Below are 25,069 nucleotides of genomic sequence, written 5' to 3'. Positions count from 1 at the left end.
CCGCCGTCTCGCCCGAAAGCCGCGGCGTCTTGTGGCCGCCAATCTTGCCGTGATCGAGCGAGCCCGTCTGCGCCTTGAGCTTGCGCCATTTCGAGACGCAGGACGGACTGATCTTCAACGCCGCCCCGATCGAGCGGATCGTCTCGCCCGCCTCAAACCGCGCAAGCGCCCGCATGCGGAGGTCTTCAGAATAAGGTCGCGTCATGTCGGCCGGCCGCCTTCTCCCGGCAGACATCTTGAATCATGATCCGGCCAATTTGCGAATCCCCGATTCCGCCAAAAGTCAGCGCGCTCTAGGCAGTCAGGCCATTCGTCGCCGCTTCCTTGCCCAGCAAAACGCCCGCCGCCAGCAATGGCGACGGGCGTGATATTTTTGCAGCAACACCGGCCGGATGCCGGCGCGGGCTTCAGCGCGCGGTCGGCTGGCTCGCATAGGCGGCGTCCGGCTGCTCCAGGCGCGAGGTCCGCAAGGCCGACGAGCGCCGCGGCGGCAGCGGCGCCACCATGCGCCGCGGCGCCTCGGGAACGACCGAAGCGATCGGCGCGGCTTCAGGCGCCTTCTCCGACGAGCCGCCGAGCAGCGGCACGAAGCTGAGCGCACGCTGGTAGAAGGAGGGCTGCTCGGCGCTGGCAGTCTGGATCGGCGCCGCCGTGGCAGCGCCGGGGGAAACCTTGGCGATCTGCGTCGCGGCTTCCGCCGGCTTTTCGGCGGCAGGCTTCGCGGGAGCGGCGGCGACCGCGACCGCAACCTTGGCTTCCCGCGCAGGCTGTTCGGCGGCGCCCCGCACCGCGGCGAGCACGGCGTCGTTATCGGCCGATTCGGCCCGGACGGTCGCCTTGGCGCGGCCCTTGTCGTCGAGGACGACGACGCGCGGCCCGACCAGCGAATCGACGCGGCTGATGCCGACATCGCGCGAGCCCCAGGCAACCGACTTGTTCATCGCGTCGGCGCCGGACTGCGCCAGCACGCGCTTGAAGGATTTGTGCTGGTCGCCGTCGTCATAGAGCAGCTTGATCGCCGGCGCGCCCTTGGCGACCAGCGCCGCGACCTGGACCTCGTCCTGCTGGCGCTTCTGCGCGATCGCCTGCGCGGCGGAAGCATCGACCTGGCCGCTCTCGCCGCGGCTGAAGGCATAGCGACCGCCGGCCACCGAAACCGGCGGCTCGTCCTTGGTCACCTCGAAATAATCCGAACCTTCCTTGAGGTTCTTCCAGAACGCCATGTTCGGATCGAGCCGGTGCTTGGCGAGGTTCTCCGGCGTCATCCGGAACGGAAAGGCCTGCATCTGGACGGCCTTCTGCCCGCCATTATGGGCCTCGCGCACCAGCGCGTAGATCTCGCCGATCTGGTCGTCGGTCATCGAGTAGCAGCCGGCGGAGGAGCAGGCGCCGTGCACCATCAGATGCGCGCCGGTGCGGCCATGCGAGCGATCATAGGCGTTGGGATAGCCCATGTTGAAAGAGACGTAGAAGGACGAGTTCGGATTCATCTGCGCCGGGGTGATGGCGTAGAAGCCCTCCGGCGCCATCCGGTCGCCTTCGCGGACCTTGGGACCGAGCTGGCCGGACCAGCGGCACATCGGGAAGGTCTTGAGCAGCACATACTGCCCGTCCGAGCGCTTCTTCCAGACCTCGAGCTCCGACTCCTTCTTGTAGGAGCGAATCAGCAGCGGCTGGCTCTTGCTCACGCCCTTCTCGGACATCAGCGCATAGGTCGCGGACGGGATCGGGATGTTGTGGCGCGCCGAGCCGCTGTAGCGGTTCTCTTCGCAGGCAGCCAGGGTAAGGGCGATCAGGGCCGTCAGCGCGAGATGTTTCAATGCCACGTCGTCATTCCCATCGCTCGGCCGCTCTGACCCGACCATGCACCAGGCATCACGGCCAAATTATGCCGCAGGCCCGGTTGCAGAACCGTTAGCCCTGAGCGTTCCTTACCACAGGCCGCGCGCACATGGCCATATGGTGAAAGCCCCGTAAATCCGCCGGCCCGGCCGCTTCAGAGCGAGCGGCCGATCGCCAGATACTTGTCTGCCCGCCGCTCGACCAGCTCATCGGGGCTCAGTCCGGAGAGCTCGGAAAGCGCGGCGGCGATCGCCGCCCCGGCCCGCTCGATCGCGGCCTGCGGCTCGCGATGGGCCCCGCCGGTCGGCTCGGCGACGATTTTGTCGATGACGCCGAATCTCAACAGGTCCTGGGCCGTGATCCTCATGCCGGTCGCGGCGTCCTGCGCCCTGGCCGTGTCGCGCCACAGGATCGAGGCCGCGCCCTCCGGCGAGATCACCGAATAGATCGCGTGCTCCATCATCAGCACCCGGCTCGCCGCCGCGATCGCGATGGCGCCGCCCGATCCGCCCTCGCCGATCACCAGCGCGACGCTGGGCGTCCGCAAGGCGAGACAGCTCTCGGTCGAGCGGGCGATGGCCTCGGCCTGACCGCGCTCCTCGGCCTCGATGCCGGGATAGGCGCCGGCCGTGTCGATGAAGGTCAGAACCGGCAGGCCGAAGCGGTCGGCGAGCTCCATCAGGCGCCCCGCCTTGCGATAGCCCTCGGGCTTCGGCATGCCGAAATTATGCCGGATGCGGGTCTCGGTCGAGTTGCCCTTCTCCTGGCCGAGGACGCAGACCGGCTCGCCGCGGAAGCGGCCGAAGCCGCCGACGATCGCCTCGTCCTCGCCGAAAGCCCGATCGCCGGCGAGCGGCGTGAACTCGTCGATCAGCCCGGCGCAGTAATCGGAGAAATGCGGGCGCTGCGGGTGGCGCGCCACCAGCGTTTTCTGCCAGGGCGTCAGGGCGCCATAGAGCTCCTTGAGCGACTGGCTCGCCTTCGCCTCGAGCTTTCCGATCTCCTCGGAAAGCGAATACCCGTCACCCTTGGCGTCCAGCGCCCGTAGCTCATCGGCCTTGGCCTCCAGTTCGGCGACCGGCTTCTCGAAATCCAGATAGCTTCGCATCGACATCCAGTTCTGGTCCCGCATCCTGAAGGAGACGCGTCCACGCGGCGGCGGCGGTCGGGGAACCTTGGAAAAAGCGGCGGACCTTGGCCGCGCCGCGCCGCGATTGTCAACCCGGCGACGGCGGCGCGTCATGTTCTCCGGTCAGGCGGCGCGACGGTGTCGGCTGCGGCAGCAGCACCGGCCGGAAGGCGAAGCTGCGCCGCGTCGCCCGCAATGGCGCCCGCCGGTAGAACTGCTTGGTGGCATCGACGATATGGACGCCGGCGAAGGGCAGGGACAGCCCCGCCCCGAGCTTTTCCCAGGCGCCGGCCGAGTGCATGAACAGCCGCCGGCGCAGCGGCGGCACATAGAGCGCCTCGGTCCAGTTCTCCGGCGAGAACATCGCCCGCCGCATCAGGTTCTCGAGCTGCGTGCGGCTGAACGGCCGGCCGTGGCCGAAGGGAGTGGTGTCCATGCGGGCCCAGAGGCCGCGCCGGTTCGGCGCGATCACGATCAGCCGGCCTCCGGGATTCAGCACCCGCGAGACCTCCTCCAGCAGGTCCTCGGGGCTCTCGGTCTCCTCGAGCGCATGCACGATCAGCACGCGATCGACCGAGGCGGTCGGCAGCGGCAGCAGCGTCGGCTCGACCAGCGCCGAGGCCGACAGCCCTTGCGAGGGCCAATTCAGCACGCCCTGCGCCGCCGGCATGAAGGCGATCGCGCGCTCGGCCTCGCGGCCGATCAGCGGCAGGTAAGGCGTGGCGAAGCCCAGGCCGAGCAGGCGCTGGCGCTGGCAGTGCGGCCAGAGCCGCAGCATCGCCCGGCCGACCGCCTGTCGCGCCACATGGCCAAGTGGACTGGCATAGAAGGCACGCAGGTCGACGACATCGAGAGCCATGCCGACGAAATGGCGCAGGCGAGCCGCCAACGCAAGGGCATCTGCCGCAGGGAGATGTTGGGCTTGGCCCGGCAAAGCCGCTATGAAGCGGCTCGACCTCCGCGGCAGTGACTCGCTGCCCGCGCCCCTCGGAGCCTGCCATGCCCCTCGACATCCACGTCTTCCGCACGCTCAGCGACAATGCCGGCGCTTTGCTGCGCGATCCCGCGACCGGAATCTGCGCCACGGTCGACGTGCCCGATGCCGGCGAGGTGCTGGCGGCCGCCAGGGCCAAGGGCTGGACGATCTCGCAGGTGCTGGTCACCCATGAGCATGGCGACCATGTCCAGGGCATCGCGGCACTGAAGCAGGCGACGGGCGCCAGGGTCTTCGCCCCGGCCGCGGCGCGGGCCGGCGCGCCCGTCGACGTCGTCATCGGCGAGGGCGACCATGTCGCGCTCGGCGGCCATGATTTCGAGGTCTGGGCGACGCCCGGCCATGCCGAGGGCCATGTCAGCCTGGTCAGCGCCGCAGCGGCTCTGGCGCTCGTCGGCGACGTCGTCTTCGTCATGGGCTGCGGCCGCGTCATGCCGGGCCGGATGGAGGCGATGTGGACCTCGCTGTCGCGCATCATGGCGCTGCCGGCCGCCACCACGCTGATCACCGGCCACGACTACACCTTGTCGAATGCCCGCTTCGCCGCGGCGATGGACCCGAGCAATCCCGAAGTCGCCGCCCGCCTCGCCGAGGCCGAAGCCGCCAAGGCGGCCGGCCGCTTCTGGGCGGTGACGACGATCGCGCAGGAGAAGGCGACGAACCCGTTCTTCCGCGCCGGCGAAGGCGCGCTCGCCGCGACGCTGGGCCTCGTCGGCAAGCCGGCCGGCGAGGTCTTCGCGGCACTGCGCGAAGCCAAGAACAAGTTCTAGAGGCCGCGATGACCGGATTTGATGGCCTCGATGCCGCCGGGATCATCCGGCTGCTCGAGCTGAAGCCGCACCCCGAGGGCGGGCATTACCGCGAGACCTTCCGCGACCCGCAAGGGCCGGAAGGGCCGGAAGGCCGTAGCTTCTCGACCGCGATCTATTATCTGCTCGATGCCGGCGAGACTTCGCACTGGCACCGCGTCGACGCCGCCGAGATCTGGCATCATTACGCCGGCGCACCGCTGGCGATCAGCCTGTCGCCGGAGGGCGGCGAGACTGCGATCCAGCATCTCGGCAGCGATCTTTCCGCCGGCCAGCGCCCGCAGATCGTCGTGCCGGCCGGCTGCTGGCAGAGCGCGGCCACGCTCGGCGGCTGGACGCTGGTCGGCTGCACGGTCGCGCCGGGCTTCGCCTTCTCCGGCTTCGAGATGGCCCGGCCGGGCTGGCGCCCGACCGGCGGTTGAGCATGGACAAGCCCGTCATCGACCTGGCGCTGGTCGGCGCCTGCGAGAACCGCATCGTCAACGCCTGGCCGGCGCCGACGACGCTGGTGATCGACGGCTGGGTGGTGCGCTTCGCCAATGGCTATTCCGGCCGCGCCAACTCGGCCTCCTCGCTCCATCAGGGCGGCGAGATGGACGAGGCGACGCTGGAGCTCGTCGAGAGGCTCTATGCCGAAGCCGGCCTGCCGCCCCGCATCCGCTTCACGCCGCTGGTCGCCGAGAGCGCCCGCCGGCGCCTCGCCGCGCGCGGCTACCGGATTGAGACCGCCTCCTTCGGCATGGTTGCCGAGCTCGACCGGGACCGCCATCCGCAGCTTCCGGAGATGATCGTCGGCCCACAGGCCGATGCCGCCTGGATCGACGGCGTCTGCGGCCACCAGACCGGCGCCAAGCGCAATCGCGAGCATCTTTCGGCGATCGTCTCGGGCGTGCGCCTGCCCGCCGCCTTCGCGACGCTACTGCATGAGGGCCGGCCGGCCGCCTATGCGATGAGCGTCGCCGAGCGCGGCATGGCCGAGATCGGCGCGGTCATCGTCGATGAGAGCCTGCGCGGGCGCGGCCTCGGCAAGAGGCTGATGCAGGGCCTGATGGGCTGGGCCGCGGCGCAGGGTTGCGCCCTCGCCTATCTGCAGGTCGACCAGAGCAACGGGCTCGCCTTCGAGATGTATCGCAGGCTCGGCTTCCGCCAGCTCTACGCCTATGAGACGCGGCGGCTGGACCTAGCCTGAGCCCCCGGGCCGAAGCTCGCGACCAGCGCCCCGACCACGATCAGCACGCAGGACAAAGCGAGCAGCCAGCTCGCCGCGGCATAGCCGGCGATGACCAGGATGATGGTCGAGAGCACCGGGGCGGCATAGGAAGCGACCCCCAGCAACGCGACGTCGCCCTGCTTCATGCCGATGTCCCAGCAGATGAAGGCCAGCCCGATCGAACCGAGGCCGAGCCCGAGCACCCCGCCCCATTCCGCCGGCGTCGGCGCCCACAGGGTTTGTTCGAAAGCAAGATGGCAGGCGAAGGCGGCGATGGCGCAGCCGAGCATGGTGACGCCGAGGCTCTCCGACGGCACCCCGGCGAAGCGCCGCGAGACGACGGAATAGCTCGCCCAGACGAAGGCGCCGAGCGCCGCCAGCCCATGGCCGAACTGGATGCCGCTGCCAGCCGAGCCGAGGCTGCCCGAGATCAGCACCGCCGTCGCCGCGAGCCCGATCAGGGCGCCTGCGAGATGGCGCAGCTTCAGCCCGCCGCCCGGCAGCAGCGCGGCGAACAGCACGATCAGCAGCGGCCAGAGATAATGGATCAGGTTGGCCTCGGCCGGCGGCGCCGTCTTGACCGCGGCGTAGTAGAGCGCGGTGTCGCCGAACGGCCCGTAGAGCCCAAGCAGGAAGGAGGCCGGCGTCGGCCGCGCCAGATGCAGCCGGCCGCGAGCCGCCGCGATGGCGAGCACGAAGACGCCGCCGATCACGAAGGTCAGCCCGACCAACTGGAAGGCCGGCACCCGGCCCGACATGGCGGTAAACAGCGCCAGCGTCGACCAGAGCAGGATGGCGACGAAGCCGGTGGCGGTGGCGGTGCGAGCGGTCATCGGCGGCGGAACTCGGGAAGGGCCGCCCCCGGTTAGCAGAGAGACCCCGCCCTGCCTATGCCTGCTCCATCACCGAATATTCCGGCGCGCCGCCACCAGGGCGGCGCGCCGCAGGACGTCAAGCCATGTACTGGCCGCCATTGACGGCGAAGGTCGCACCGGTGGCGAAGGCGCCGTTGTCGGAGGCGAGGAACACCACCGTCTGGGCGATCTCCTCCGGCTTGCCGAGGCGGCCGACCGGAATGCCGGCGACGACGCGCTTCAGCGCCTCCTCGGGCATCGCCGCGACCATGTCGGTACCGATATAGCCCGGCGTGATCGCGTTCACGGTGATGCCCTTGTTGGCGTTCTCCTGCGCCAGCGCCTTGACGAAGCCGATATCGCCGGCCTTGGCCGCCGAATAGTTGACCTGGCCCATCTGGCCCTTCTGGCCGTTGATCGAGGAGATCACGATGATCCGGCCGAAGCCGCGCCCGCGCATGCCCTCGATCACCGGCCGCGTCATGTTGAACAGCGAGTCGAGATTGGTGCGGATGACGGCCGACCACTGGTCCTTGGTCATCTTGTGGAAGAAGCCGTCCCTGGTGATGCCGGCATTGTTGACCAGGATGTCGACCGGCCCGACCTCGGCTTCGACCTTGGCGATGCCGGCGGCGCAGGCATCGTAATCGCCCACGTCCCATTTGTAGACCGGAATGCCGGTCTCGGCCTTGAACTTGGCGGCCGCCTCGTCATTGCCGGCATAGCTCGCGACGACGCTGCAGCCCGCCTCCTGAAGCGCCTTGCAGATCGCCGCGCCGATGCCGCGCGTGCCCCCCGTCACCAATGCAACCCTCGCCATCGTCTTCTTCCTCCCTCTGGGCCGGCCCCTCGGCCGCGTTATTCTTTTGAGAGATCGAGACCGGGCTCATAGGCCCGGTCCACATCCTTGATGATCGCCTGGCCGCAGATCACACGCTCCTGCTTGGCGTCATAGGCCAGCGTCGGGTGCCCGAAGAGCACCCAACCCTTCGACAACGCCTCCGAGACCCGATGGCAGAAGGAAGCGTCATCGGGTCCGGTCAGATAGCGGTAGAGCGTCGTCTGCTTGGGCATGGCGATGCGGCTCAGCGCTCCACCGCCAGCGCTACGCCCATGCCGCCGCCGATGCACAGCGTGGCGAGGCCCTTCTTGGCGTCGCGCTTGGCCATCTCGTGCAGCAGCGTCACCAGGACGCGCGCGCCCGAGGCGCCGATCGGGTGGCCGATCGCGATCGCGCCGCCATTGACGTTGACGATCTCGGGATTCCAGCCGAGGTCCTTGTTGACCGCCAGAGCCTGGGCCGCGAACGCCTCGTTGGCCTCGATGAGGTCGAGGTCGCCAACCTTCCAGCCGGCCTTCTCCAGCGCCTTGCGCGTCGCCGGGATCGGGCCCGAGCCCATGATCGCCGGGTCGACGCCGGCCGTCGCCCAGGAGGCGATGCGGGCGAGCGGGGTCAGGCCGCGCTTGGCCGCTTCCTTGGCGCTCATCACCACCAGCGCCGCGGCGCCGTCATTGATGCCCGAAGCGTTGCCGGCGGTGACCGTGCCGTCCTTCGAGAAGGCGGGCCTGAGCTTCGCCATCGCCTCGATCGTCGCGCCATGGCGCGGATACTCGTCGGCATCGACGACGATGTCGCCCTTGCGGGTCGAGACCGTGAACGGGACGATCTCGTCCTTGAACCGGCCGGCCTTCTGCGCGGCTTCCGCCTTGTTCTGCGAGCCGACGGCGAAGCGGTCCTGCTCCTCGCGGCTGATCTGCCACTTGGTCGCGACGTTCTCCGCGGTGGTGCCCATATGGTAGCCGTGGAAGGCGTCCCAGAGCCCGTCCTTGATCATCGTGTCGATGAACTTGGTGTCGCCCATCTTGGTGCCGTTGCGCAGATGCGCCGCATGCTGTGACATCGACATCGATTCCTGGCCGCCGGCCACGACGACATCGGCATCGCCATTGGCGATCTGCTGCAGGCCGATGGCGACGGCGCGCAGGCCCGAGCCGCAGAGCTGGTTGAGCCCCCAGGCCGTGGCCTCCTGCGGCAGGCCGGCGATCATCGCCGCCTGGCGGGCCGGGTTCTGGCCCTGACCGGCGGTCAGGATCTGGCCCATGATGACCTCGTCGACCTCGCCGGCATCGACCTTGGCGCGCTTCAGCGCCTCCTTGATCGCCGCCGCGCCGAGATCGTGAGCCGGCGTATTGGCGAAAGCGCCGTTGAAGGCGCCGACCGCGGTGCGCGCCGCGCCCACGATCACGATGTCAGTATCAGCCATGGGCTTGTCCTCCGGTTCTCTCATGCCTCCCGCGCCCGGCGGGCCGGCAAACTGTCCCCAGCACCTTCGAAGGGCACGGCGACGCCGTCAAGACAGCCATGCTCCGAAGCCTATCATCGAGGCAGCGGCCGGCATTGCTGCAACTGCGCTCAAAAAACTTGCAGCAGGGCGCCGACAGGCTATCGTCATGAGCGGGAACCGTTTTCCGGCTCCGCCCCGACCCCCGGGGCGCTCGGTCGGACCAAGGCGCGTGGATATCTATGGCCAGCGACAAAGAAGCGACCGTCATCAAGAAATACGCCAACCGCCGGCTATATCACACGGGCACGAGTTCCTACGTCACGCTGGAGGATCTGGCGGGACTGGTGCGCAATGGCGAGGACTTCGTCGTCTACGACGCCAAGAGCGGCGAGGACATCACCCGCTCGGTCCTGGCGCAGATCATCTTCGACGAGGAGAGCAAGGACGGGCAGAACCTGCTGCCGATCGCCTTCCTGCGCCAGCTCATCCGCTTCTATGGCGACAGCATGCAGGCCCTGGTGCCGCGCTATCTCGAGTTCTCGATGGAGAACCTGACCAAGGAACAGAACCAGTTCCGCGAGCAGATGGGCAAGGCTTTCGGCGGCGGCACCTTCGGCACCGGGGCGCTCGATGCGATCCAGGCCCAGACCCGCGCCAACATGACGATGTTCAGCGAGGCCTTCCGACTGTTCAACCCCTTCGCCGCGGCCGCCGCCAAGGCGCAGGCCGAAAACCCGCCGGCAGCCGCCGAGAACCCCGAGCTCGGCGACCTCAAGCGCGAGCTCAACGAGATGCGCGAGCGGCTCGACAAGCTCGCCAAGGGCAAGTGAACCAAGGGCAAGTGAACCGCGACTGAACCGGGCCGGCTGAACGCCGCCCGGAGGCTCAGACGGCCTCGCGCACCGGCGCCGCGGCCCTGTCGGGCGCCCACAGCTCCGCCTTCCCGACCAGGTGCCCCTGCAGATAGGTGACGCCCCAGTCGCGCAGCATCGAGGCCTGCAGCTCGTCGTCGACCCATTCCGCGACCGTCTCGACATCGAGATGGCGCGCGAGCTCGAGCAGGGTCCGCACGAAGAAGCGGTCGTCGGTCGAGCGCCGCAGATTCTGGGTGAAGGCGCCGTCGAGCTTCAGGATGTCGATCGGGAAGGCGCGCAAGTGCCGCAGCGAGGTGTGGCCGGCGCCGAAATCGTCGATGGCGATGCGCGCGCCCTGATCCTTGATCCGCGTCAGCAGCTTCACCATCCGCGCCGGATCCTCGATCGTCGCCGTCTCGGTGACCTCGACGATCAGCCTCGCCGTCTCGGCACGCTGCCCGCACGTGCAGGCCAGGAAGGCGTCGAGCCATTCCGGATCGGCGAGCGAGCGCGGCGAGACATTGACCGAAAGGGTCATCTGCGGCTCCTCGGCCAGCAGCGTCATGGCGAGCTCGAGCACGCGATGGTCGAAAAGCCTGATCAGGCCGCGCCGTTCCAGCAGCGGCACCAGCTCCGCCGTGGCAAGGAAACCGTTATCCTGCGCGCGCTCGACCCTGAGCAGGGCCTCGCTGAAGACGGGCGCGCGGCTGCCGGCGCTGACGACCGGCTGCAATGCCAGCCGCACGCGGCGCTCGTTCAGGGCCGCCACGGCCTCGATATCCTGGGCCGGCGCGCCGGCACCGGTCTCGCGCGCGACGCTGCGCCGGGCGATCACCGCCACGTCGATGGCGCCGGCCCTGGCGCCGGCAAGCGCGTTCTCGGCCGCCGTCACCAGCACGCCGCCATCGCGCGACAGATCCGGCGCGATCGCCGCGCCGACCCGCAGCCGCGCCAGCGCGATGCCGCGCGAGGTCTCGATCGCCGAGCGCGCCACCGCCTTGATGAAGCGCTGCGCCGCGGCCTCGACCTGCGCCGCCGGACAGCCGGTCAGCAGGATGGCGAAGCGGTTTCCGGAATAGCGCATCAGATGATCGCGCCGGCGCATCACCGAGCGCAGGCGCTCCTGCACGTCCTGGATGATCTCGTCGGTCGCCTCATGCCCGAAATCGTCATTGAGGCGGGCGAGCTCGTCGATGGCGCCGATCAGGACGACGAGGCCACGCTCCGCCGGCAGGTGCTCGGCCAGCGTCGCCTCGACATGTTCGACCAGCGAAGCGCGGTCGCAGAGATCATGATGGTCGGCGCCGAGCTCCTCGGGCCGCACCGCCCGCTCGAGCCGCAGGACGCCATGGGCGCGCGCCGGGCGCCCATCCGCCCCGGCGAACCAGCGCCCGGCATCCTCGATCCACATCCTGCGGCCGGCAAGGTCGGCGGCATAGCGCGTGCGATAGACCGCCCCGTCGCCGAGATCGTGCCCGCCGGAGGAGTGGATCGCATCGTAGCGGCTGCGCCCGCTTCCCGGCTCGACCAGGCCGGCGAAGGCAAGCCCGCGCACCAGCACCGCCGGCGCGACGGAGCCGAGCACCTCGGCAACGTTCGGCCCCCAATTCAGCGCATCGCTGGCGATGTCCCAGGTGTAGACCACCTCGCCGATCGAGGAGAGCAGGCTGCGCGGGTCGACAATTCTCTCGTCGCGGGGGCCGAAGATGGAAGGCGCGGGCATCGGACGGCGGCCTCGGCGACGGGTGGGAGGGGCCGCCGCACCCAGATTCGCGATGGCGGACTCTGTCCCGAAACGATGCATGCAGTTGCGTTAACGCCCGGTTAAAATCCGGCGCCGCGATTGCAGCGTACTCCTCCGAACGGCCCTGGCGTTTCGGAGCGGAACAATGGCGAGAGATGATTGGAGCGGCTCCCCGGAGCGCCGCAGGGTCGAACGGCGCGGCCTGCCGGCCCCGCTCGTCCCGGCCGCCTTCCTGGTGCAGCTCGCCGCCAGCCATGCCGGCATCGGCCCCTTCGCCGGGCGCGACCGCGAGACGCCCGCCGCCGCGGCGGGCCTCTATCGCAGGACCGGCAGGAATCCGCACGGCACGGCAAGGATCGCACCGCGCCTGGCCTGAGCCCACCCGCAGACACGAAAAAGCCGGCCTGACGGCCGGCGTTCTCGGAGCGGTTCGAACAGGCGGGGCTTGAGGCCCCGCGCGCCCTCAGGCCTCGGTCTTGGCCTTCAGGACCTGGCGGCCGCGATACATGCCCGACTTCAGGTCGACATGATGCGGACGGCGCAGTTCGCCGGAGTTCTTGTCTTCGATATAGGTGGGCTGCTTCAGCGCGTCGGCCGAGCGGCGCATGCCGCGCTTCGACGGCGAAGTCTTTCTCTTCGGAACGGCCATGGCTACTCTCCATCATGCCTTCGCCGGAGGCGCAGGGCTTGTCACCCGCACCACCATAGCGACGACGTCACATCCGTGATGAGGGCTGGCCTTTACACGCTCGCGCGGGCTCTGGCTAGAGCATCGGACTGAAAAACTGGGAGCGCCGCCGCGGCCCGGCGCGGAAGCGCGCAGTCGCCGAGCGGTCCGAGCTGGCGCATGCGCCGCTGCACCCGCCCGGCAGCGGCCTGCAAGGCGCGGCTCGGCCGCGCCGGGTTGCGCAGGATCGGATTGGGCAGGGCGCCGGCGAGCCGCGCCGCCTCGGCCGGCGTCAGCCGCGCCGCCGGCTTGCCGAAATAGCGCTGCGCCGCGGCCTCGGCGCCGAATACGCCATCTCCCCATTCGGCGATGTTGAGATAGACCTCGATGATCCGGCGTTTCGGCCAGGCCAGGTCGATCGCCAGCGCCACCGGCAGCTCCAGCCCCTTGCGCAGATAGGAGCGGCCCGGCCAGAGGAAGAGGTTCTTCGCGGTCTGCATCGTCAGCGTCGAGGCGCCGCGGCTCGGCCCGTCCTCGTCCTGCAGCACGGCGCTGAGCTCGCCCCAGTCGACGCCGAAATGGCTGCAGAAACGCTGGTCCTCCGCCGCCACCACGGCGCGGACCAGATGCGGCGAGATCTGTTCCAGCGGCACCCAGTCGCGTTCCACGCCGCGCAGGGTCAGCCAGCGCCCGAGCATCAGGGTCGATGGTGCCGGGACGAAACGGTAGAGCACGAGCGCCACCGCGAAGGTCGCCGCCAGCGCCAGCGCCGTCATCATCAGGATGCGGGCGATTCGCGTCGCGAGGCCCCCGTGCGTCGGAGCCGAATTGCCTGTCATTCCTGTCATGCCCCACGCTTGACGATGACGCCCGCGTCCTGCAAGCCCCAAAACGTTGGGCACCCGCCCGGCGAGCGAACGCAAGAGGGATTCATGAGTTCCGCGCAGCCCGCCTCCGAGGAAGCCCTCGCCGCTGGCCTGGCCGAGACCGCGGACGCGATCGAGGCTCTCCTGGCCGGCCTGTTGCGCGACGAGCCCGAGGCAGGCGAGATCCACCGGCCGGGGCGTCTGCTGGCGGCGATGCGCCATGGCGCGCTCGGCGGCGGCAAGCGCCTGCGGCCTTTCCTGGTGGCCGAGACCGCGCGGCTCTTCGGCGCGGAGCGCCGGCAGGCACTGCGCGCCGGCGCCGCGGTCGAGCTGGCGCATTGCTATTCGCTGGTCCATGACGACCTGCCGGCGATGGACGACGACGACACCCGCCGCGGCCGGCCGACCGTGCACAGGGCCTTCGACGAGGCGACCGCGATCCTCGCCGGCGACAGCCTGCTGACGCTGGCCTTCGATGTCCTCTCCGACCCCGCCACGCATCGCGACGGTGAGACGCGCGCCGCGCTGGTGCTGATGCTGGCGCGGGCGCTCGGCCCCGGCGGCATGGTCGGCGGCCAGATGCTCGACCTGACGGCGGAAGGGCGCTTTCCGAGCGAGGGCGCCGCAGGCAGCCTCGGCGAGGCCGCGATCCTGCGCCTGCAGGCGATGAAGACCGGCGCGCTGCTGGCGGCGAGCGTCACCCTCGGCGCCCGTCTCGGCCAGGCCGACCCCGCCAGCACCGCGGCGCTGGCGCGCTATGGCAAGGCGCTCGGGGCGGCCTTTCAGGTCGCCGACGACATCCTCGATGTCGAGGCGAGCCCCGAGCAGATGGGCAAGGCGACCGCCAAGGACGATGCCCGCGGCAAGGCGACACTGGTCGCGGCCCTCGGGCTCGAGCCGGCGAAGCGCGCGCGCGACCGCTTCAGCGAGGAGGCGATCGCGGCGCTGACGGGCTTTGGAGCGGAGGCGGCGATGCTGCGCGCGGCGGCCCGCTTCGCCGCGAACCGGAAGAGCTGAAGGCGAACGGGTCCGCTGCTCGTCATTGCGAGGAGCGAAAGCGACGAGGCAATCCAGGGGGCGTAGAGCGAGCCCTTCTGGATTGCTTCGCTTGCGCTTGCAATGACGGAAGGAGCCTGCCGCTCAGACCGTCACCTGCGTGCCGACCTCGACGACGCGCCCGGTCGGAATCTGGAAGAAGTTGGTGGCGTCGGTCGCGCTCTTGGTCAGGCCGATGAAGAGATTGTCCTGCCAGACCGGCATCCCCGATTGCGGCGAAGCCTTGATCGAACGCCGCGACAGGAAGAACGAGGTCGACATGATGTCGAACTTGAAGCCCTGCTTGCGCAGGACGGCGAGCCCCTTGGGGACGTTCGGGCTCTCCATGTAGCCATAGACCATCTCGACCCGCCAGAAATCATCGGTCATCCGCGAGAGCCTGACCCGCTCGCTCTCGGGCACGCGCGGCGTGTCGGCCGAGCGCACGGTCAGGACGACATTGCGCTCATGCAGCACCTTGTTGTGCTTCAGGTTGTGCAGCAGCGAGGCCGGCGCCGTCTCGGGATCGCTGGTCAGGAACACGGCCATGCCCTTGACCCGGTAAGGCGGGCTCTTGGTCAGCATGCCGACCAGCTCGAGCAGCGGCACGTCGGTCTTGCGGGTCTTGTCGAACAGGATCTTGGTGCCGCGCACCCAGGTCCACATCAGCATGGTCAGCGCCATGGCGAACAGCACCGGGACATAGCCGCCGCTGAACAGCTTCAGCAGGTTGGCGGAGAAGAAGGCGACGTCGATGATGAGGAAGGGCACGATCACCAGGCAGGTCGCCAGCAGGCCCCACCGCCAGCCGCGCCAGATCACGATGAAGGCGAGCAGCGAATCGACCACCATCGCCCCGAACACCGAGATGCCATAGGCATGCGAGAGGTTGGAGGAGGTCTTGAAGGTCCAGACCAGCAGCAGCACGGTCAGCAGCAGCAGGGTGTTGATGCGCGGGATGTAGATCTGGCCGGAGGTGTGCTCGGAGGTGTGCCGGATCTCGAGGCGCGGCAGCAGGCCGAGCTGGATCGCCTGCCGGGTCAGCGAATACGCGCCGGTGATCACGGCCTGGCTGGCGATGATGGTCGCGACGGTGGCCATCACAACCAGCGGCAGGATCAACCCGGGAGGGGCGAGGCGGAAGAACGGGTTCTCGATCGCCGAGGAATCGGACAGGATCAGCGCGCCCTGCCCGAGATAGTTCAGCCAGAGCGACGGGAAGACCAGATAGAGCCAGGCGCTGCGGATCGGCCCGCGTCCGAAATGCCCCATATCGGCATAGAGCGCTTCCGCACCGGTGACCGCCAGGCAGACCGTACCGAGCACGGCCAGCGACAGGCCGGGATGATCGAAGAAGAAGAGCACCCCGTGATAGGGGTTGATCGAGGCCAGGACCCCGATATCGTCGGCGATATGGTAGATTCCGAGCCCGGCCAGGGTCAGGAACCAGACCGTCATCACCGGGCCGAAGAAGTTCGCGACCTTGGCGGTGCCGCGGCTCTGCACCAGGAAGAGCGCGATCAGGATCGCCGAGGCGATGGTCACGACATAGTCGTTCAGCGCCGGCGTCACCAGCTTGATGCCTTCGATCGCCGAAAGCACCGAGATCGCCGGCGTGATCACCGCATCGCCATAGAACAGCGCCGCGCCGGCCATGCCGAGGAAGAGCACCACGCCGCCGCGCGTGCGCCCGAGCGCGCGCTGCGCCAGGGCGACCAGGGTCAGCGTGCCGCCCTCGCCGTTATTGTCGGCCCGCAGCAGCAGCACGACATATTTCAGCGTCACCACGAAAACGAGCGACCACAGGATCAGCGAGAGCACGCCGAGCACGACCTCGCGCGGCAGCGGCGCGGCGAGCGTGACCTCGACGCTGCCGCCATGGCCGCCGGACGCGGCACCGGTCGCGGCCAGGATCGTCTCGCGCAGCGCATAGAGCGGGCTCGTGCCGATATCGCCATAGACCACGCCGAGCGCGCCGAGCGCGAGGGCGGCATAGCTTTGCGAGGAATGGCCGCCAGCCGGCTCGTCGAGCTCGACGCGATCCCCGGTCGGCTTGCCGGCTGCCGGTTTCTGCTGGTCATGACCCATCGAGGGCGCTCCGCGGATGCTGCAACGCAGCGAAGGCCGCGGCCTCTAGCACGGCAGGTATCGCAGGCATAGGCGCAAGCGCGCCTTGGTGTCCGCTCGCTGCGGGCTATTCAGCCGCATCGGCGCGGATATCGTAGGGCTGGCCATAGCGGCGGCCAATATATTCGTCGACCATCGCCTTGAACTCGCCCGCGATATTGGCGCCGCGCAGGGTCGTGACCTTCTTGCCGTCGACGAAGACCGGCGCGGTCGGCGCCTCGCCGGTGCCCGGCAGCGAGATGCCGATATCGGCATGCTTCGATTCACCCGGGCCGTTGACGATGCAGCCCATCACCGCGACGTTCAGGCTCTCGACGCCGGGATAGCGCGTCTTCCATTCCGGCATCGAGGCGGCGATCCAGTCCTGGATGTCGCGCGCCAGTTCCTGGAAGACGGTCGAGGTCGTGCGGCCGCAGCCGGGGCAGGCCGCGACCAGCGGCACGAAGGCCCGGAAACCCATGGTCTGCAGCAGCTCCTGCGAGGCCTTGACCTCGAGCGTGCGGTCGCCGCCCGGTTCCGGCGTCAGCGAGAAGCGGATCGTGTCGCCGATCCCGTCCTGCAGCAGCACGCCGAGCGCGGCCGAGGAGGCGACCAGCCCCTTCGAGCCCATGCCCGCCTCGGTCAGGCCGAGATGGATGGCGTAGTCGCCGCGCGAGGCCAGCAGCCGGTAGACCGCGATCAGGTCCTGCACGCCCGAGACCTTGGCGGAGAGGATGATCCGGTCGCGCCCGAGCCCGATCTCCTCGGCGCGCTGCGCCGAGAACAGGGCCGAGCGCACCATCGCCTCGCGCATCACCGCGCGCGCATCGAGCGGCCGCGGCGACCTGGCGTTGATGTCCATCAGCCCGGTCAGCAATTCTTGGTCGAGCGAGCCCCAGTTGGCGCCGATGCGCACGCTCTTGCCATGCCGGATGGCGAGCTCGACGATCTGGCCGAACTGCCGGTCCTTCTTGTCCTTGAAGCCGACATTGCCCGGATTGATCCGGTATTTCGCCAGCGCCTCGGCGCAGGCCGGATGATCGGCGAGCAGCTTGTGGCCGATATAGTGGAAGTCGCCGACCAGCGGCACGTCGATGCCGAGAATGTCGAGCCGCTCGCGGATATGCGGCACGGCCGCCGCCGCCTCGTCGCGATCGACGGTGATCCGCACCAGTTCCGAGCCGGCCCGCGCCAGCGCCGCGACCTGGCCGACGGTCGCGGCGATGTCGGCGGTGTCGGTATTGGTCATCGACTGCACGACGATCGGCGCGCCGCCGCCGACCTTGACGTGCCCGACCATCACCGGGACCGTGCGCGCCCGGGGTGCCGGTGCGGCGTGCGGGCCCTCGGGCAGGCAGATCAGGAGCGGCTCGGTCATGAAGGAGGTCCGGATTTCAGGGCCGGGAACGGTTCGCGTCGGCTGAACTGCGCCCTTGCGGCGAGATCGTCAAGCTGCCTCGGCATTGCGGCAATGTTCGCAGCGGCCGACGATCTCGACCACCTGATAGGAAGTCTTGAATTGCCTGGCCTGCGCCATGCCGCGGATCGCGGCGCGCATCGTCGGCGAAGCGTCCTCGTCGACACCGCCGCAGATCTCGCAGATCAGGAAGGCGACGGCCTCATCGGCACCATGGCCATGCGGGCAGGCGATGAAGGCGTTGCGCGAGCTCAGGCGGTGGACGAAGCCCTGCTCGACCAGGAAGTCCAGCGCCCGATAGATCGAGATCGGCGCCAGCCGCCTGCCGCCCGGCGGCGAGATCCGGTCGGCAAGATCATAGGCACCGACCGGGCGATGATCGGCATAGAGCGCCTCCAGCGTCTTGCGCCGGATCGGCGTCAGCCTGAGGCCGCGCTCGCGGCACACGCTTTCCGCGCGCGCCAGCCCGGTCTCGGCATGGTGCGCGTGATCATGGGCGTGCTGGCAGGCGCCATGCTCATGGCCGTGGTCGTGCGCGTCTGGCTGCATTTTCGTCATGTTGCGTTGCAATATCACATCGGGCACGGTTCCGGCGAGGGGCGCCGCCCGACTGGCGCGGCGCCCCTCGCCGGCTGTAAACTAAGCAATTCCCCGCCCAATGTCAGGAGCCGCCCACCATGTTCCTCAAAGACCGCACTGCGCTCGTCACCGGCTCCACCTCGGGCATCGGCCTCGCCTATGCCCGCGCGCTCGCGGCGGAAGGCGCAAATGTCGTCATCAACGGCTTCGGCGAGGCGGCTGCAATCGAGAAGGAACGCGCCGGCATCGAGCAGGAATTCAAGGTCAAGGCGCTCTACTCCCCCGCCAACATGATGAAGCCGGACGAGATCGCCGCCATGGTGGCAGAGGCCGAGAAGGCCTTCGGCGCGGTCGACATCCTGGTCAACAATGCCGGCATCCAGCATGTCGCGCCGGTCGACGAGTTCCCGATCGAGAAATGGGACCAGATCATCGCGATCAACCTGTCCTCGGCCTTCCACGCCACCCGCGCCGCGCTGCCGAAGATGAAGGCCAAGGGCTGGGGCCGGATCATCAACACCGCTTCCGCCCACGCCTTCGTCGCCTCGCCGTTCAAGAGCGCCTATGTCGCCGCCAAGCACGGCATCGCCGGCTTCACCAAGACGGTGGCGCTCGAGGTCGCGACCATGGGCATCACCGTCAACGCCATCGCGCCCGGCTATGTCTGGACGCCGCTGGTCGAGAAGCAGATTCCCGACACGATGAAGGCCCGGGGCCTTACCAAGGAGCAGGTCGTCAACGACGTGCTGCTGCTGGCGCAGCCGACCAAGGAATTCGTCACCGTCGAGCAGGTCGCCGCGCTCGCCATCTTCCTCTGCACCGATGCGGCCAAGTCGATCACCGGCACGACGCTACCGATGGATGGCGGCTGGACCGCGGCATGACCGGCCGCAAGCAGCGCCGCGTCCCGCCCGTCAAGGGCCTGGCCGGCCCCAAGGCGGAGAAGTCCGTCAGCCTCGCGCTTCAGGGTGGCGGTGCCCATGGCGCCTTCACCTGGGGCGTGCTCGACGCCATCCTCGCCGACGGAAGGCTCGCCATCGAGGCGATGACGGGGGCGAGCGCCGGCGCGATGAACGCGGTCGTGCTGGCCGAAGGCTGGCTCGACGGCGGCGCCGATGGCGCTCGTACCGCGCTGGAGAATTTTTGGCGCCGGATCAGCGTCGGCGGTAAATATGGCGGCTCCGAGCGCTCGCTGATCGACACCATGCTCGGCGCCTGGAGCAATGGGCGCCCGCCCGGCCTGATCTGGCTCGAGCTGTTCTCGAAGATGGCGAGCCCCTACGACGTCAACCCGCTCAACATCAACCCGCTGCGCGGCGTCATCGCGGACCTGATCGACTTCGACAAGGTGCGCGGCTGCGCCGACGTCAACCTGTTCATCGCCGCGACCAATGTCCGTACCGGCAAGATCAAGGTCTTCACCCGCCAGGAGCTCACCGCCGACCACCTGATGGCCTCGGCCTGCCTGCCGATGCTGTTCCAGGCCGTCGAGATCGGCGGCGAGGCCTATTGGGACGGCGGCTATATGGGCAATCCGGCGCTGTATCCGTTGTTCTACGAGGCCCATGCCGACGACATCCTGCTGGTCCAGATCAACCCGCTCGAGCGCCGCGAGCTGCCGACCAATGCCCGCGCCATCCAGGACCGGCTGAACGAGATAACCTTCAACGCCTCGCTCTTGCGCGAATTGCGCGCCATCGGCTTCGTCAACCGGCTGATCGACGGCGGCAAGCTCTCGACCGACGACTACAAGCGGGTGCTGATGCACCGCATCGACGGCGGCCTGCCGCTGGCCCAGCTCACCAGCTCCTCGCGCCTCAACGCCGAATGGGACTTCCTCCTGCGCCTGCGCGACATGGGCCGCAGTGCCGCCAAGCGCTGGCTCAAGCGCAACTACGCCGCGATCGGCCAGCAGGGCACGGTCGATCTCAAGGACGCGATCGAGTGAGGCGCGCGCAGCGCCGTCATTGCGAGGAGCGCAGCGACAAAGCAATCCAGGGGCGGCAGAGCTAGCCCTCCTGGATTGCTTCGCTTGCGCTCGCAATGACGGGAAGACTCAAGCTTCGCCGGCCAGCCGCCAGACCGAGCTCTTCTTGATCTCGGCATCCTCCAGCGCCCGCGTCACTGGCACCTGATAGGTTGCGACCTCGACGAGCCGGTCCTTCGGCAGGTAGCTGCGGCCGGGATCGCCGATCAGCACCTGCGCGCCGCGCGCCGAAAGCGCCGTCAGCCAGGCGATCACCTCTCCGGCAAGCGCGCGCTCATAGCAGATGTCGCCGGCGAGCACGGTCTCCCAGCCCTCGTCGCGGCCGATCAGGTCCTCGTGCCGGACCGCGACCGAAACGCCGTTGGCCGCCGCATTGAGCCCGATCGCCGCCGCGGCGAACGCGTCGATATCGGCCGCCGCCACGCTGGCGGCTCCGGCCCTAGCCGCCGCGATGGCGACGAGCCCGGAACCGCTGGCGAAATCGAGCACCTTGCGGTCGCGCACCGTCTCGGGACGGTCGAGGACATAGCGCGCCAGCGCCTGCCCGCCGGCCCAGGCAAAGGCCCAGAATGGCGGCGGCAGGCCGATCGTCGCCAGCTCGTCCTCGGTCTTCTGCCAGAGCTCGGTCGCCTCCTGTGCGACATGCAAGGAGAGCTCCGGCGCATGCGGCACCGGCAGCAGCCGCGTATGGGCGCGGATGAAGCCGAGCCGGTCGCTCGCGGCCAGGATTTCGCTCACGCGACGATGTCCGCCTGGGGCTGGCCGAGCAGGCTGCGATAGAGCGCCTTGGCCCCCTCCATCACATCGCGCTCGGTATAGCCGGCGAGCAGCCGCTCGCGCGCGCTCGTGCCCATGCGCTCGACCATGCCGGGCGAGGCGGCGAGCGCCATCAGCGCCTTCGTCAGGGCCGCGACATCGTTCGCCGGCACGACGAAGCCGTCCTGCCCGTCGCGAACGAAGCTGCGGCAGCCGGGCACGTCGGTGGTCAGCAGCGCCCTGCCGCAGGCGGCGCCCTCGAGCAGCGTGCGCGGCAGCCCCTCGCCACCGCGCGAGGGCAGGCAGCAGACATGGTGGCCGCGCCAGACCGCCTCGATATCGCGTGTCGGCCCGGCCCAGTCGATGCCCGGCCGTGCCGACCATTCCCGCAAGGTCGCCTCCGGCACCGCCTTGGGGTTGGAGGGGTCAGGGGCGCCATGCAGCGTCAGCTCGACCCGCGCGCCTTGCTTTCGCGCCAGCGTCACCGCCTCGACGGCGAGGTCGACGCCTTTCGACCAGAGCATGCGCGCGACCAGCGCGACCTTCAGCGGCGGCTGCAGCGGCATCTCTTCCGGCATCAGGATCAGCGGATCGACGCCGGCGCCGCCGACGATCGCGACTTTCGTCACATCGGCCGGATCCAGTCCGAGCATGACCGGATCGTCCGGATTCTCGAACAGGAAGCGCACCAGCGGCCCGTCGATCGCCTCGCGCAGCCAGAGCCGCGCTGCCAGCCGCGCGGCTTCGGCGGAAAACCCCTCGCGCGCGCCGAGGAAGCCGAGCCCGGTCAGCGCGTAGACCCGGCGCTCGACGCCGGCGAGCCGCCCGGCCAAGCCGGCAAGCGCGATCGGCTTCAGCGCGATGCAGTGCAGGATGTCGGGCTTCTCGGCAGCGATCAGCCGCTTCAGCGCCGTGACCTGATGATAGAGCGCTTTCGGCGACAGGCTGCGGCGCTCGGCCTCCAGCGCGATCAGGCGCGCACCGGCGGCCTCGATCGCGCGCCGGTGCTGGCGCTCGCGGGCGATGACCGCGACATCGAGGCCGAGCTCGCCCGCCGCCCGCGCCATCGGCAGGAAATGCGAGGCGAAGAACCAGTCCTCGGTGGCGACGAAGAGAAGCTTGTGGCGGGCCATGCTGCGCATCAGGCCGATGCGGCCCCGAAAATCAAGCGCCACACCATTTTTCGCAGTTCCCCTCCCTCATCCTGAGGAGTAGCCGAAGGCTGCGCCTCGAAGGATGCTCCAGCTTCCGCGTTCATCCAACAAGGCCGCCATGCCCTCCGGTTGCTGGACGCGCGGCGCCGGCCTTGCGACAAGAGGCGTCAAGCCAACCTCAGGACGAGACAGACAATGGACAACCGCAACGACCTCTGGCGCCATGTCGACGCCAGCAAGGAGCGCTTCATCGAGCTCAGCGACCGGGTCTGGGCGATTCCGGAAGTCTGTTACACGGAAGAGCGCTCGGTCGCCGAGCATGTCGCCGAATTGAATCACCAGGGCTTCCGGGTCACGCAGAACGTCGCCGACATCCCGACCGCCGTGATCGGCGAGGCCGGCGAAGGCGGCCCCGTCATCGCCTTCCTCGGCGAATACGACGCGCTGCCGGGCCTGAGCCAGGAAGCCGGCCTCGCCGAGCATCGCGAGATCGAGACCGGCGGCCATGGCCATGGCTGCGGCCACAACCTGCTCGGCTCGGCCGCCCTGCTGGCCGCGACCGCGATGAAGAACTGGCTCGCCGAGAACAAGCTGCCCGGCCGCGTGCGCTATTATGGCTGCCCGGCCGAGGAAGGCGGCGCCGCCAAGGCCTTCATGGTCCGCGCCGGCGCCTTCAAGGACGCCGACGTCGCGATCTCCTGGCACCCGAACAGCTTCTGGGAGGTGACGCCGCCGCTCTCGCTCGCCAATACCCGCGCCGACTTCATCTTCACTGGCCGCGCCTCGCATGCCGCCGCCTCCCCCGAGCTCGGCCGCAGCGCGCTCGACGCCGTCGAGCTGATGAGCGTCGGCGTCAACTATATGCGCGAGCACATGCCGAGCGATGCCCGCGTCCACTACGCCCTGCTCGACACCGGCGGCATCGCCCCCAACGTCGTCCAGGCCCATGCCCGGGTGCGCTACTCGATCCGCGCCCGCGATCTTCCCGGCATGCTCGAACTGGTCGGCCGCGTTCGCAAGATCGCCGAAGGCGCGGCGCTGATGACCGAGACGAGCATGGAGATGAAGATCGTCAGCGCCGTCTCCAACGTCGTCGGCAACGGCCCGCTCGAGAAAACCCTGCAGGGCATCATGGAAGATCTCGGCCCGCCGCATTTCGACGACGCCGACAAGGACTTCGCCAGCAGGATCCGCGCGACCCTGACGCAGCAGGAGATCGACGCGATCTGGCGCTCGATCGGCCTGCCGAAGACCGACGCCGCGCTCGCCGATTTCACCGTGCCGCTCGACGCCCCGCGCAATCCGGCGATCGGCTCGACCGATGTCGGCGATGTCAGCTGGGTCGTGCCGACCGTGCAGGCCCATTCGCCGACGGTCGCCATCGGCACGCCCTTCCACACCTGGCAGGTGGTGGCGCAGGGCAAGACGCCCGCCGCGCACAAGGCGATGGTCCAGGTCGCCAAGGCGATGGCGGCGACCGGCGCCGCGGTCCTGACCGATCCGGCGCTGATGGCGGCAGCCAAGGCCGACCTCGCGGCGCGCGTCGCCGCCGATGGCGGCTATGTCTCGCCGATCCCCGACGAGGTGAAGCCGCCGCTGACCATGTCGCGCGGCTGAGCCGGCTCCAAGACAAAAAAGGCCCGCCGGATGGCGGGCCTTGAAGTTTGGCCGGGGAGGACGGCCTCGGGAAAGCTCAGTAATAGGTGCGGCAGACGCGGCGGGCGCCGACGACCTCGCCGTAATAGTTGACGCGATCGACCAGATGGCAGCGGCGCACGGGGCCGTAGCCATAGACCGGCTCGTAACCATAGCCGTAACCGTAGCCATAGGCCGGGCCGGCGGCCGCGGCAGCGAGCGCGCCGACGGCGAGAGCGCCGAAGATGCCGGCACCGATCGCGGCGCCGCGATAGCGCGGGCGGGCTTCGGCATCATTGGCGGCGAAAACGGAAGCGCCGAGCGCGAGCGCGGCAAGGGCGGCGGCGAAGCTCTTCTTGGTGCGGGTCATGTTCGTTCTCCGGTTGCGTAGCCGAGGCGAACCATTCGCCATGATCCGGCCTTGTCTGCCGCTGAGCCGGAATCGCGCAGCCCCGAAAAAAGAATCGAAGCGGTGTCCGCGCCGACCGGGACGGCGCCCGCCGATCCGCCTCGCCCCGGCTTGTTTTCTGCTGCCAGAGACCGCTTGATCCGGAAACACGCCGCAGAAGGAAGGTTCGCTATGCCGGTGAGGACAGTCGCATTCGGGCTTTGCCTGGCTCTCGCCGGAAGCGCCGCCGTGGCCGCCGAGGAGCCGGCGAGCGACTACACCCGGCACGATTACGGCAAATGCCGCAAGGCCGGGCCGGACGCCGAGGGCGTCTCCGTGCATCGCTGCGCCGGCAAGGCCGGAATCCCGGTGATCTGGACGGCGGGCGACGATTCCTCCTCGGTCGATTTCAGCACCAGGCCGATCGCCGAGACGATCTCCGACAAGGCGAGCTTCTTCGAGGCCGGCGGCACCATCGAATGGCGTGGCCCCAAGGGCGGCAGGCCGCAGGCGGCGATCCTGCGCTATGCCACCGGCCAGAATATCGGCAAGCTCGACGGCAGCCGCCTCGTCGTCTACCGGCTGAGCCCCGACGGCGTCTCCTGCGTCATCGGCAGCGTCGACGGGCGGGCCGGCGACGCCAATGCCCAGGCACGCCGCCTCGCCGACGAGAAGGCCGCCGGCTTCCGCTGCGGCCAGGATCGGAAGATCGAGCGCTGAAGCTCAGCCATAGAGATATTTCGGCAGCCAGAGCGCGA

27 protein-coding genes are annotated in these 25,069 nt (G+C 69.2%); 10 read left to right on the top strand and 17 right to left on the bottom strand.

Annotation, left to right across the window (positions count from 1 at the left end; genetic code table 11):
- The 4 genes from V6M56_RS00265 to V6M56_RS00250 all read right to left on the bottom strand — a co-directional run.
- Positions 1–205: helix-turn-helix domain-containing protein (locus V6M56_RS00265; RefSeq protein WP_332680562.1), on the bottom strand; the 205-nt coding region annotated here is incomplete at its 3' end.
- Positions 206–407: 202 nt separating this feature from the next.
- Positions 408–1,826: a murein L,D-transpeptidase family protein gene (locus tag V6M56_RS00260; RefSeq protein WP_332680561.1), complete on the bottom strand. Its 1,419-nt coding sequence runs from the start codon at positions 1,824–1,826 to the stop codon at positions 408–410.
- A gap of 170 nt (positions 1,827–1,996) precedes the next feature.
- Positions 1,997–2,950 (bottom strand): acetyl-CoA carboxylase carboxyltransferase subunit alpha, encoded by a 954-nt coding sequence (locus V6M56_RS00255; protein ID WP_332680560.1) that lies wholly within the window; start codon positions 2,948–2,950, stop codon positions 1,997–1,999.
- Positions 2,951–3,059: 109 nt separating this feature from the next.
- Complete coding sequence (locus V6M56_RS00250) at positions 3,060–3,830, bottom strand: class I SAM-dependent methyltransferase (protein WP_332680564.1); 771 nt, start codon at positions 3,828–3,830, stop codon at positions 3,060–3,062.
- 140 nt (positions 3,831–3,970) lie between these two features.
- Between V6M56_RS00250 and gloB the strand changes: the two genes are divergently transcribed.
- From gloB to V6M56_RS00235, 3 genes are read left to right on the top strand one after another with little or no spacing between them, the layout of a single operon-like run.
- Positions 3,971–4,735, top strand: coding sequence for a hydroxyacylglutathione hydrolase (gene gloB, locus V6M56_RS00245; protein WP_332680559.1), 765 nt, complete (start codon positions 3,971–3,973; stop codon positions 4,733–4,735).
- 8 nt (positions 4,736–4,743) lie between these two features.
- Positions 4,744–5,196 carry a cupin domain-containing protein gene (locus V6M56_RS00240; protein WP_332680558.1) on the top strand — a complete coding sequence of 151 codons (453 nt, stop codon included), beginning with the start codon at positions 4,744–4,746 and terminating at the stop codon, positions 5,194–5,196.
- 2 nt (positions 5,197–5,198) lie between these two features.
- Positions 5,199–5,963, top strand: a complete 765-nt coding sequence (locus tag V6M56_RS00235) for a GNAT family N-acetyltransferase (protein WP_332680557.1) — start codon at positions 5,199–5,201, stop codon at positions 5,961–5,963.
- Here the strand turns inward: V6M56_RS00235 and yddG are convergent.
- The 4 genes from yddG to V6M56_RS00215 all read right to left on the bottom strand — a co-directional run bounded on the left by yddG (position 5,933) and on the right by V6M56_RS00215 (position 9,102).
- Complete coding sequence (yddG, locus tag V6M56_RS00230; protein WP_332680556.1) at positions 5,933–6,817, bottom strand: aromatic amino acid exporter YddG; 885 nt, start codon at positions 6,815–6,817, stop codon at positions 5,933–5,935. The genes V6M56_RS00235 and yddG overlap by 31 nt on opposite strands.
- 118 nt (positions 6,818–6,935) lie before the next feature.
- On the bottom strand, positions 6,936–7,658 hold the full coding sequence (phbB, locus tag V6M56_RS00225) for an acetoacetyl-CoA reductase (RefSeq protein WP_332680555.1): 723 nt from the start codon (positions 7,656–7,658) through the stop codon (positions 6,936–6,938).
- Positions 7,659–7,696: 38 nt separating this feature from the next.
- Positions 7,697–7,912 carry a DUF1737 domain-containing protein gene (locus tag V6M56_RS00220; RefSeq protein WP_332680554.1) on the bottom strand — a complete coding sequence of 72 codons (216 nt, stop codon included), beginning with the start codon at positions 7,910–7,912 and terminating at the stop codon, positions 7,697–7,699.
- An 11-nt stretch (positions 7,913–7,923) separates the two neighbouring features.
- Positions 7,924–9,102: an acetyl-CoA C-acetyltransferase gene (locus V6M56_RS00215; RefSeq protein WP_332680553.1), complete on the bottom strand. Its 1,179-nt coding sequence runs from the start codon at positions 9,100–9,102 to the stop codon at positions 7,924–7,926.
- 260 nt (positions 9,103–9,362) lie between these two features.
- Here V6M56_RS00215 and phaR point away from each other — a divergent pair, with 260 nt between their 5' ends.
- The gene (gene phaR, locus V6M56_RS00210; RefSeq protein WP_332680552.1) at positions 9,363–9,953 is read left to right on the top strand and encodes a polyhydroxyalkanoate synthesis repressor PhaR; all 591 of its coding nucleotides are present in this window, start codon (positions 9,363–9,365) and stop codon (positions 9,951–9,953) included.
- Between the two features lie 55 nt (positions 9,954–10,008).
- Here phaR and V6M56_RS00205 read toward each other — a convergent pair whose 3' ends face one another.
- On the bottom strand, positions 10,009–11,700 hold the full coding sequence (locus V6M56_RS00205) for a bifunctional diguanylate cyclase/phosphodiesterase (RefSeq protein ID WP_332680551.1): 1,692 nt from the start codon (positions 11,698–11,700) through the stop codon (positions 10,009–10,011).
- A gap of 166 nt (positions 11,701–11,866) precedes the next feature.
- On the opposite strand from V6M56_RS00205, the gene V6M56_RS00200 reads away from it, so the two are divergent.
- The gene (locus V6M56_RS00200) at positions 11,867–12,097 is read left to right on the top strand and encodes a hypothetical protein (RefSeq protein WP_332680550.1); all 231 of its coding nucleotides are present in this window, start codon (positions 11,867–11,869) and stop codon (positions 12,095–12,097) included.
- Positions 12,098–12,184: 87 nt separating this feature from the next.
- Here V6M56_RS00200 and rpmF read toward each other — a convergent pair whose 3' ends face one another.
- Together rpmF and mtgA are read right to left on the bottom strand one after the other, a co-directional pair.
- Positions 12,185–12,370: a 50S ribosomal protein L32 gene (gene rpmF / locus V6M56_RS00195; protein WP_043233137.1), complete on the bottom strand. Its 186-nt coding sequence runs from the start codon at positions 12,368–12,370 to the stop codon at positions 12,185–12,187.
- Positions 12,371–12,462: 92 nt separating this feature from the next.
- Complete coding sequence (mtgA, locus tag V6M56_RS00190; RefSeq protein WP_332680544.1) at positions 12,463–13,236, bottom strand: monofunctional biosynthetic peptidoglycan transglycosylase; 774 nt, start codon at positions 13,234–13,236, stop codon at positions 12,463–12,465.
- An 84-nt stretch (positions 13,237–13,320) separates the two neighbouring features.
- Here mtgA and V6M56_RS00185 point away from each other — a divergent pair, with 84 nt between their 5' ends.
- On the top strand, positions 13,321–14,271 hold the full coding sequence (locus tag V6M56_RS00185) for a polyprenyl synthetase family protein (protein ID WP_332680543.1): 951 nt from the start codon (positions 13,321–13,323) through the stop codon (positions 14,269–14,271).
- A 123-nt stretch (positions 14,272–14,394) separates the two neighbouring features.
- Here the strand turns inward: V6M56_RS00185 and V6M56_RS00180 are convergent, their stop codons facing one another.
- The 3 genes from V6M56_RS00180 to V6M56_RS00170 all read right to left on the bottom strand — a co-directional run bounded on the left by V6M56_RS00180 (position 14,395) and on the right by V6M56_RS00170 (position 18,370).
- Positions 14,395–16,377 carry a potassium transporter Kup gene (locus V6M56_RS00180; RefSeq protein ID WP_332680541.1) on the bottom strand — a complete coding sequence of 661 codons (1,983 nt, stop codon included), beginning with the start codon at positions 16,375–16,377 and terminating at the stop codon, positions 14,395–14,397.
- Positions 16,378–16,483: 106 nt separating this feature from the next.
- A complete protein-coding gene (gene ispG, locus V6M56_RS00175) occupies positions 16,484–17,773 on the bottom strand; it encodes a flavodoxin-dependent (E)-4-hydroxy-3-methylbut-2-enyl-diphosphate synthase (protein WP_332680540.1) in 1,290 nt (429 codons plus the stop codon).
- A 69-nt stretch (positions 17,774–17,842) separates the two neighbouring features.
- Positions 17,843–18,370, bottom strand: coding sequence for a transcriptional repressor (locus V6M56_RS00170; protein WP_332680538.1), 528 nt, complete (start codon positions 18,368–18,370; stop codon positions 17,843–17,845).
- Between the two features lie 119 nt (positions 18,371–18,489).
- Between V6M56_RS00170 and V6M56_RS00165 the strand changes: the two genes are divergently transcribed.
- Together V6M56_RS00165 and V6M56_RS00160 are read left to right on the top strand one after the other, a co-directional pair.
- Positions 18,490–19,275, top strand: a complete 786-nt coding sequence (locus tag V6M56_RS00165) for a 3-hydroxybutyrate dehydrogenase (protein WP_332680536.1) — start codon at positions 18,490–18,492, stop codon at positions 19,273–19,275.
- The gene (locus tag V6M56_RS00160) at positions 19,272–20,339 is read left to right on the top strand and encodes a patatin-like phospholipase family protein (RefSeq protein ID WP_332680534.1); all 1,068 of its coding nucleotides are present in this window, start codon (positions 19,272–19,274) and stop codon (positions 20,337–20,339) included. Before V6M56_RS00165 ends, V6M56_RS00160 begins: the two co-directional genes overlap by 4 nt.
- 108 nt (positions 20,340–20,447) lie before the next feature.
- Here the strand turns inward: V6M56_RS00160 and V6M56_RS00155 are convergent, their stop codons facing one another.
- Positions 20,448–21,107 carry a class I SAM-dependent methyltransferase gene (locus V6M56_RS00155; protein WP_332680563.1) on the bottom strand — a complete coding sequence of 220 codons (660 nt, stop codon included), beginning with the start codon at positions 21,105–21,107 and terminating at the stop codon, positions 20,448–20,450.
- Positions 21,108–21,112: 5 nt separating this feature from the next.
- A complete protein-coding gene (locus V6M56_RS00150) occupies positions 21,113–22,267 on the bottom strand; it encodes a glycosyltransferase family 4 protein (protein ID WP_332680533.1) in 1,155 nt (384 codons plus the stop codon).
- A 216-nt stretch (positions 22,268–22,483) separates the two neighbouring features.
- Between V6M56_RS00150 and V6M56_RS00145 the strand changes: the two genes are divergently transcribed.
- Positions 22,484–23,905, top strand: a complete 1,422-nt coding sequence (locus tag V6M56_RS00145) for an amidohydrolase (protein ID WP_332680531.1) — start codon at positions 22,484–22,486, stop codon at positions 23,903–23,905.
- A 76-nt stretch (positions 23,906–23,981) separates the two neighbouring features.
- Here V6M56_RS00145 and V6M56_RS00140 read toward each other — a convergent pair whose 3' ends face one another.
- Positions 23,982–24,293: a hypothetical protein gene (locus V6M56_RS00140; protein ID WP_332680530.1), complete on the bottom strand. Its 312-nt coding sequence runs from the start codon at positions 24,291–24,293 to the stop codon at positions 23,982–23,984.
- A 267-nt stretch (positions 24,294–24,560) separates the two neighbouring features.
- On the opposite strand from V6M56_RS00140, the gene V6M56_RS00135 reads away from it, so the two are divergent.
- A complete protein-coding gene (locus V6M56_RS00135) occupies positions 24,561–25,031 on the top strand; it encodes a hypothetical protein (RefSeq protein ID WP_332680529.1) in 471 nt (156 codons plus the stop codon).
- The last annotated feature ends 38 nt before the right edge of the window (positions 25,032–25,069 follow it).

Origin of the sequence: Allobosea sp. (genome assembly GCF_036675845.1) — a bacterium.
In the GTDB taxonomy this organism is placed as follows: Bacteria; Pseudomonadota; Alphaproteobacteria; order Rhizobiales; family Beijerinckiaceae; genus Allobosea.
The sequence above is the reverse complement of the archived record's forward strand: the minus strand, read 5'-3'. Positions and strand labels throughout refer to the sequence as shown.

Coding starts and splice junctions, on each gene's coding strand:
- V6M56_RS00220 (WP_332680554.1), bottom strand. CDS start 7,912: ATGCCCAAGCAGACGACGCTCTACCGCTATCTGACCGGACCCGATGAC.
- V6M56_RS00205 (WP_332680551.1), bottom strand. CDS start 11,700: ATGCCCGCGCCTTCCATCTTCGGCCCCCGCGACGAGAGAATTGTCGAC.
- V6M56_RS00200 (WP_332680550.1), top strand. CDS start 11,867: ATGGCGAGAGATGATTGGAGCGGCTCCCCGGAGCGCCGCAGGGTCGAA.
- V6M56_RS00145 (WP_332680531.1), top strand. CDS start 22,484: ATGGACAACCGCAACGACCTCTGGCGCCATGTCGACGCCAGCAAGGAG.
- V6M56_RS00215 (WP_332680553.1), bottom strand. CDS start 9,102: ATGGCTGATACTGACATCGTGATCGTGGGCGCGGCGCGCACCGCGGTC.
- V6M56_RS00240 (WP_332680558.1), top strand. CDS start 4,744: ATGACCGGATTTGATGGCCTCGATGCCGCCGGGATCATCCGGCTGCTC.
- V6M56_RS00160 (WP_332680534.1), top strand. CDS start 19,272: ATGACCGGCCGCAAGCAGCGCCGCGTCCCGCCCGTCAAGGGCCTGGCC.
- V6M56_RS00255 (WP_332680560.1), bottom strand. CDS start 2,950: ATGCGAAGCTATCTGGATTTCGAGAAGCCGGTCGCCGAACTGGAGGCC.
- V6M56_RS00235 (WP_332680557.1), top strand. CDS start 5,199: ATGGACAAGCCCGTCATCGACCTGGCGCTGGTCGGCGCCTGCGAGAAC.
- V6M56_RS00250 (WP_332680564.1), bottom strand. CDS start 3,830: ATGGCTCTCGATGTCGTCGACCTGCGTGCCTTCTATGCCAGTCCACTT.
- V6M56_RS00170 (WP_332680538.1), bottom strand. CDS start 18,370: ATGACGAAAATGCAGCCAGACGCGCACGACCACGGCCATGAGCATGGC.
- V6M56_RS00185 (WP_332680543.1), top strand. CDS start 13,321: ATGAGTTCCGCGCAGCCCGCCTCCGAGGAAGCCCTCGCCGCTGGCCTG.
- V6M56_RS00165 (WP_332680536.1), top strand. CDS start 18,490: ATGTTCCTCAAAGACCGCACTGCGCTCGTCACCGGCTCCACCTCGGGC.
- V6M56_RS00140 (WP_332680530.1), bottom strand. CDS start 24,293: ATGACCCGCACCAAGAAGAGCTTCGCCGCCGCCCTTGCCGCGCTCGCG.
- yddG (WP_332680556.1), bottom strand. CDS start 6,817: ATGACCGCTCGCACCGCCACCGCCACCGGCTTCGTCGCCATCCTGCTC.
- ispG (WP_332680540.1), bottom strand. CDS start 17,773: ATGACCGAGCCGCTCCTGATCTGCCTGCCCGAGGGCCCGCACGCCGCA.
- V6M56_RS00150 (WP_332680533.1), bottom strand. CDS start 22,267: ATGGCCCGCCACAAGCTTCTCTTCGTCGCCACCGAGGACTGGTTCTTC.
- mtgA (WP_332680544.1), bottom strand. CDS start 13,236: ATGACAGGAATGACAGGCAATTCGGCTCCGACGCACGGGGGCCTCGCG.
- phaR (WP_332680552.1), top strand. CDS start 9,363: ATGGCCAGCGACAAAGAAGCGACCGTCATCAAGAAATACGCCAACCGC.
- V6M56_RS00180 (WP_332680541.1), bottom strand. CDS start 16,377: ATGGGTCATGACCAGCAGAAACCGGCAGCCGGCAAGCCGACCGGGGAT.
- phbB (WP_332680555.1), bottom strand. CDS start 7,658: ATGGCGAGGGTTGCATTGGTGACGGGGGGCACGCGCGGCATCGGCGCG.
- gloB (WP_332680559.1), top strand. CDS start 3,971: ATGCCCCTCGACATCCACGTCTTCCGCACGCTCAGCGACAATGCCGGC.
- rpmF (WP_043233137.1), bottom strand. CDS start 12,370: ATGGCCGTTCCGAAGAGAAAGACTTCGCCGTCGAAGCGCGGCATGCGC.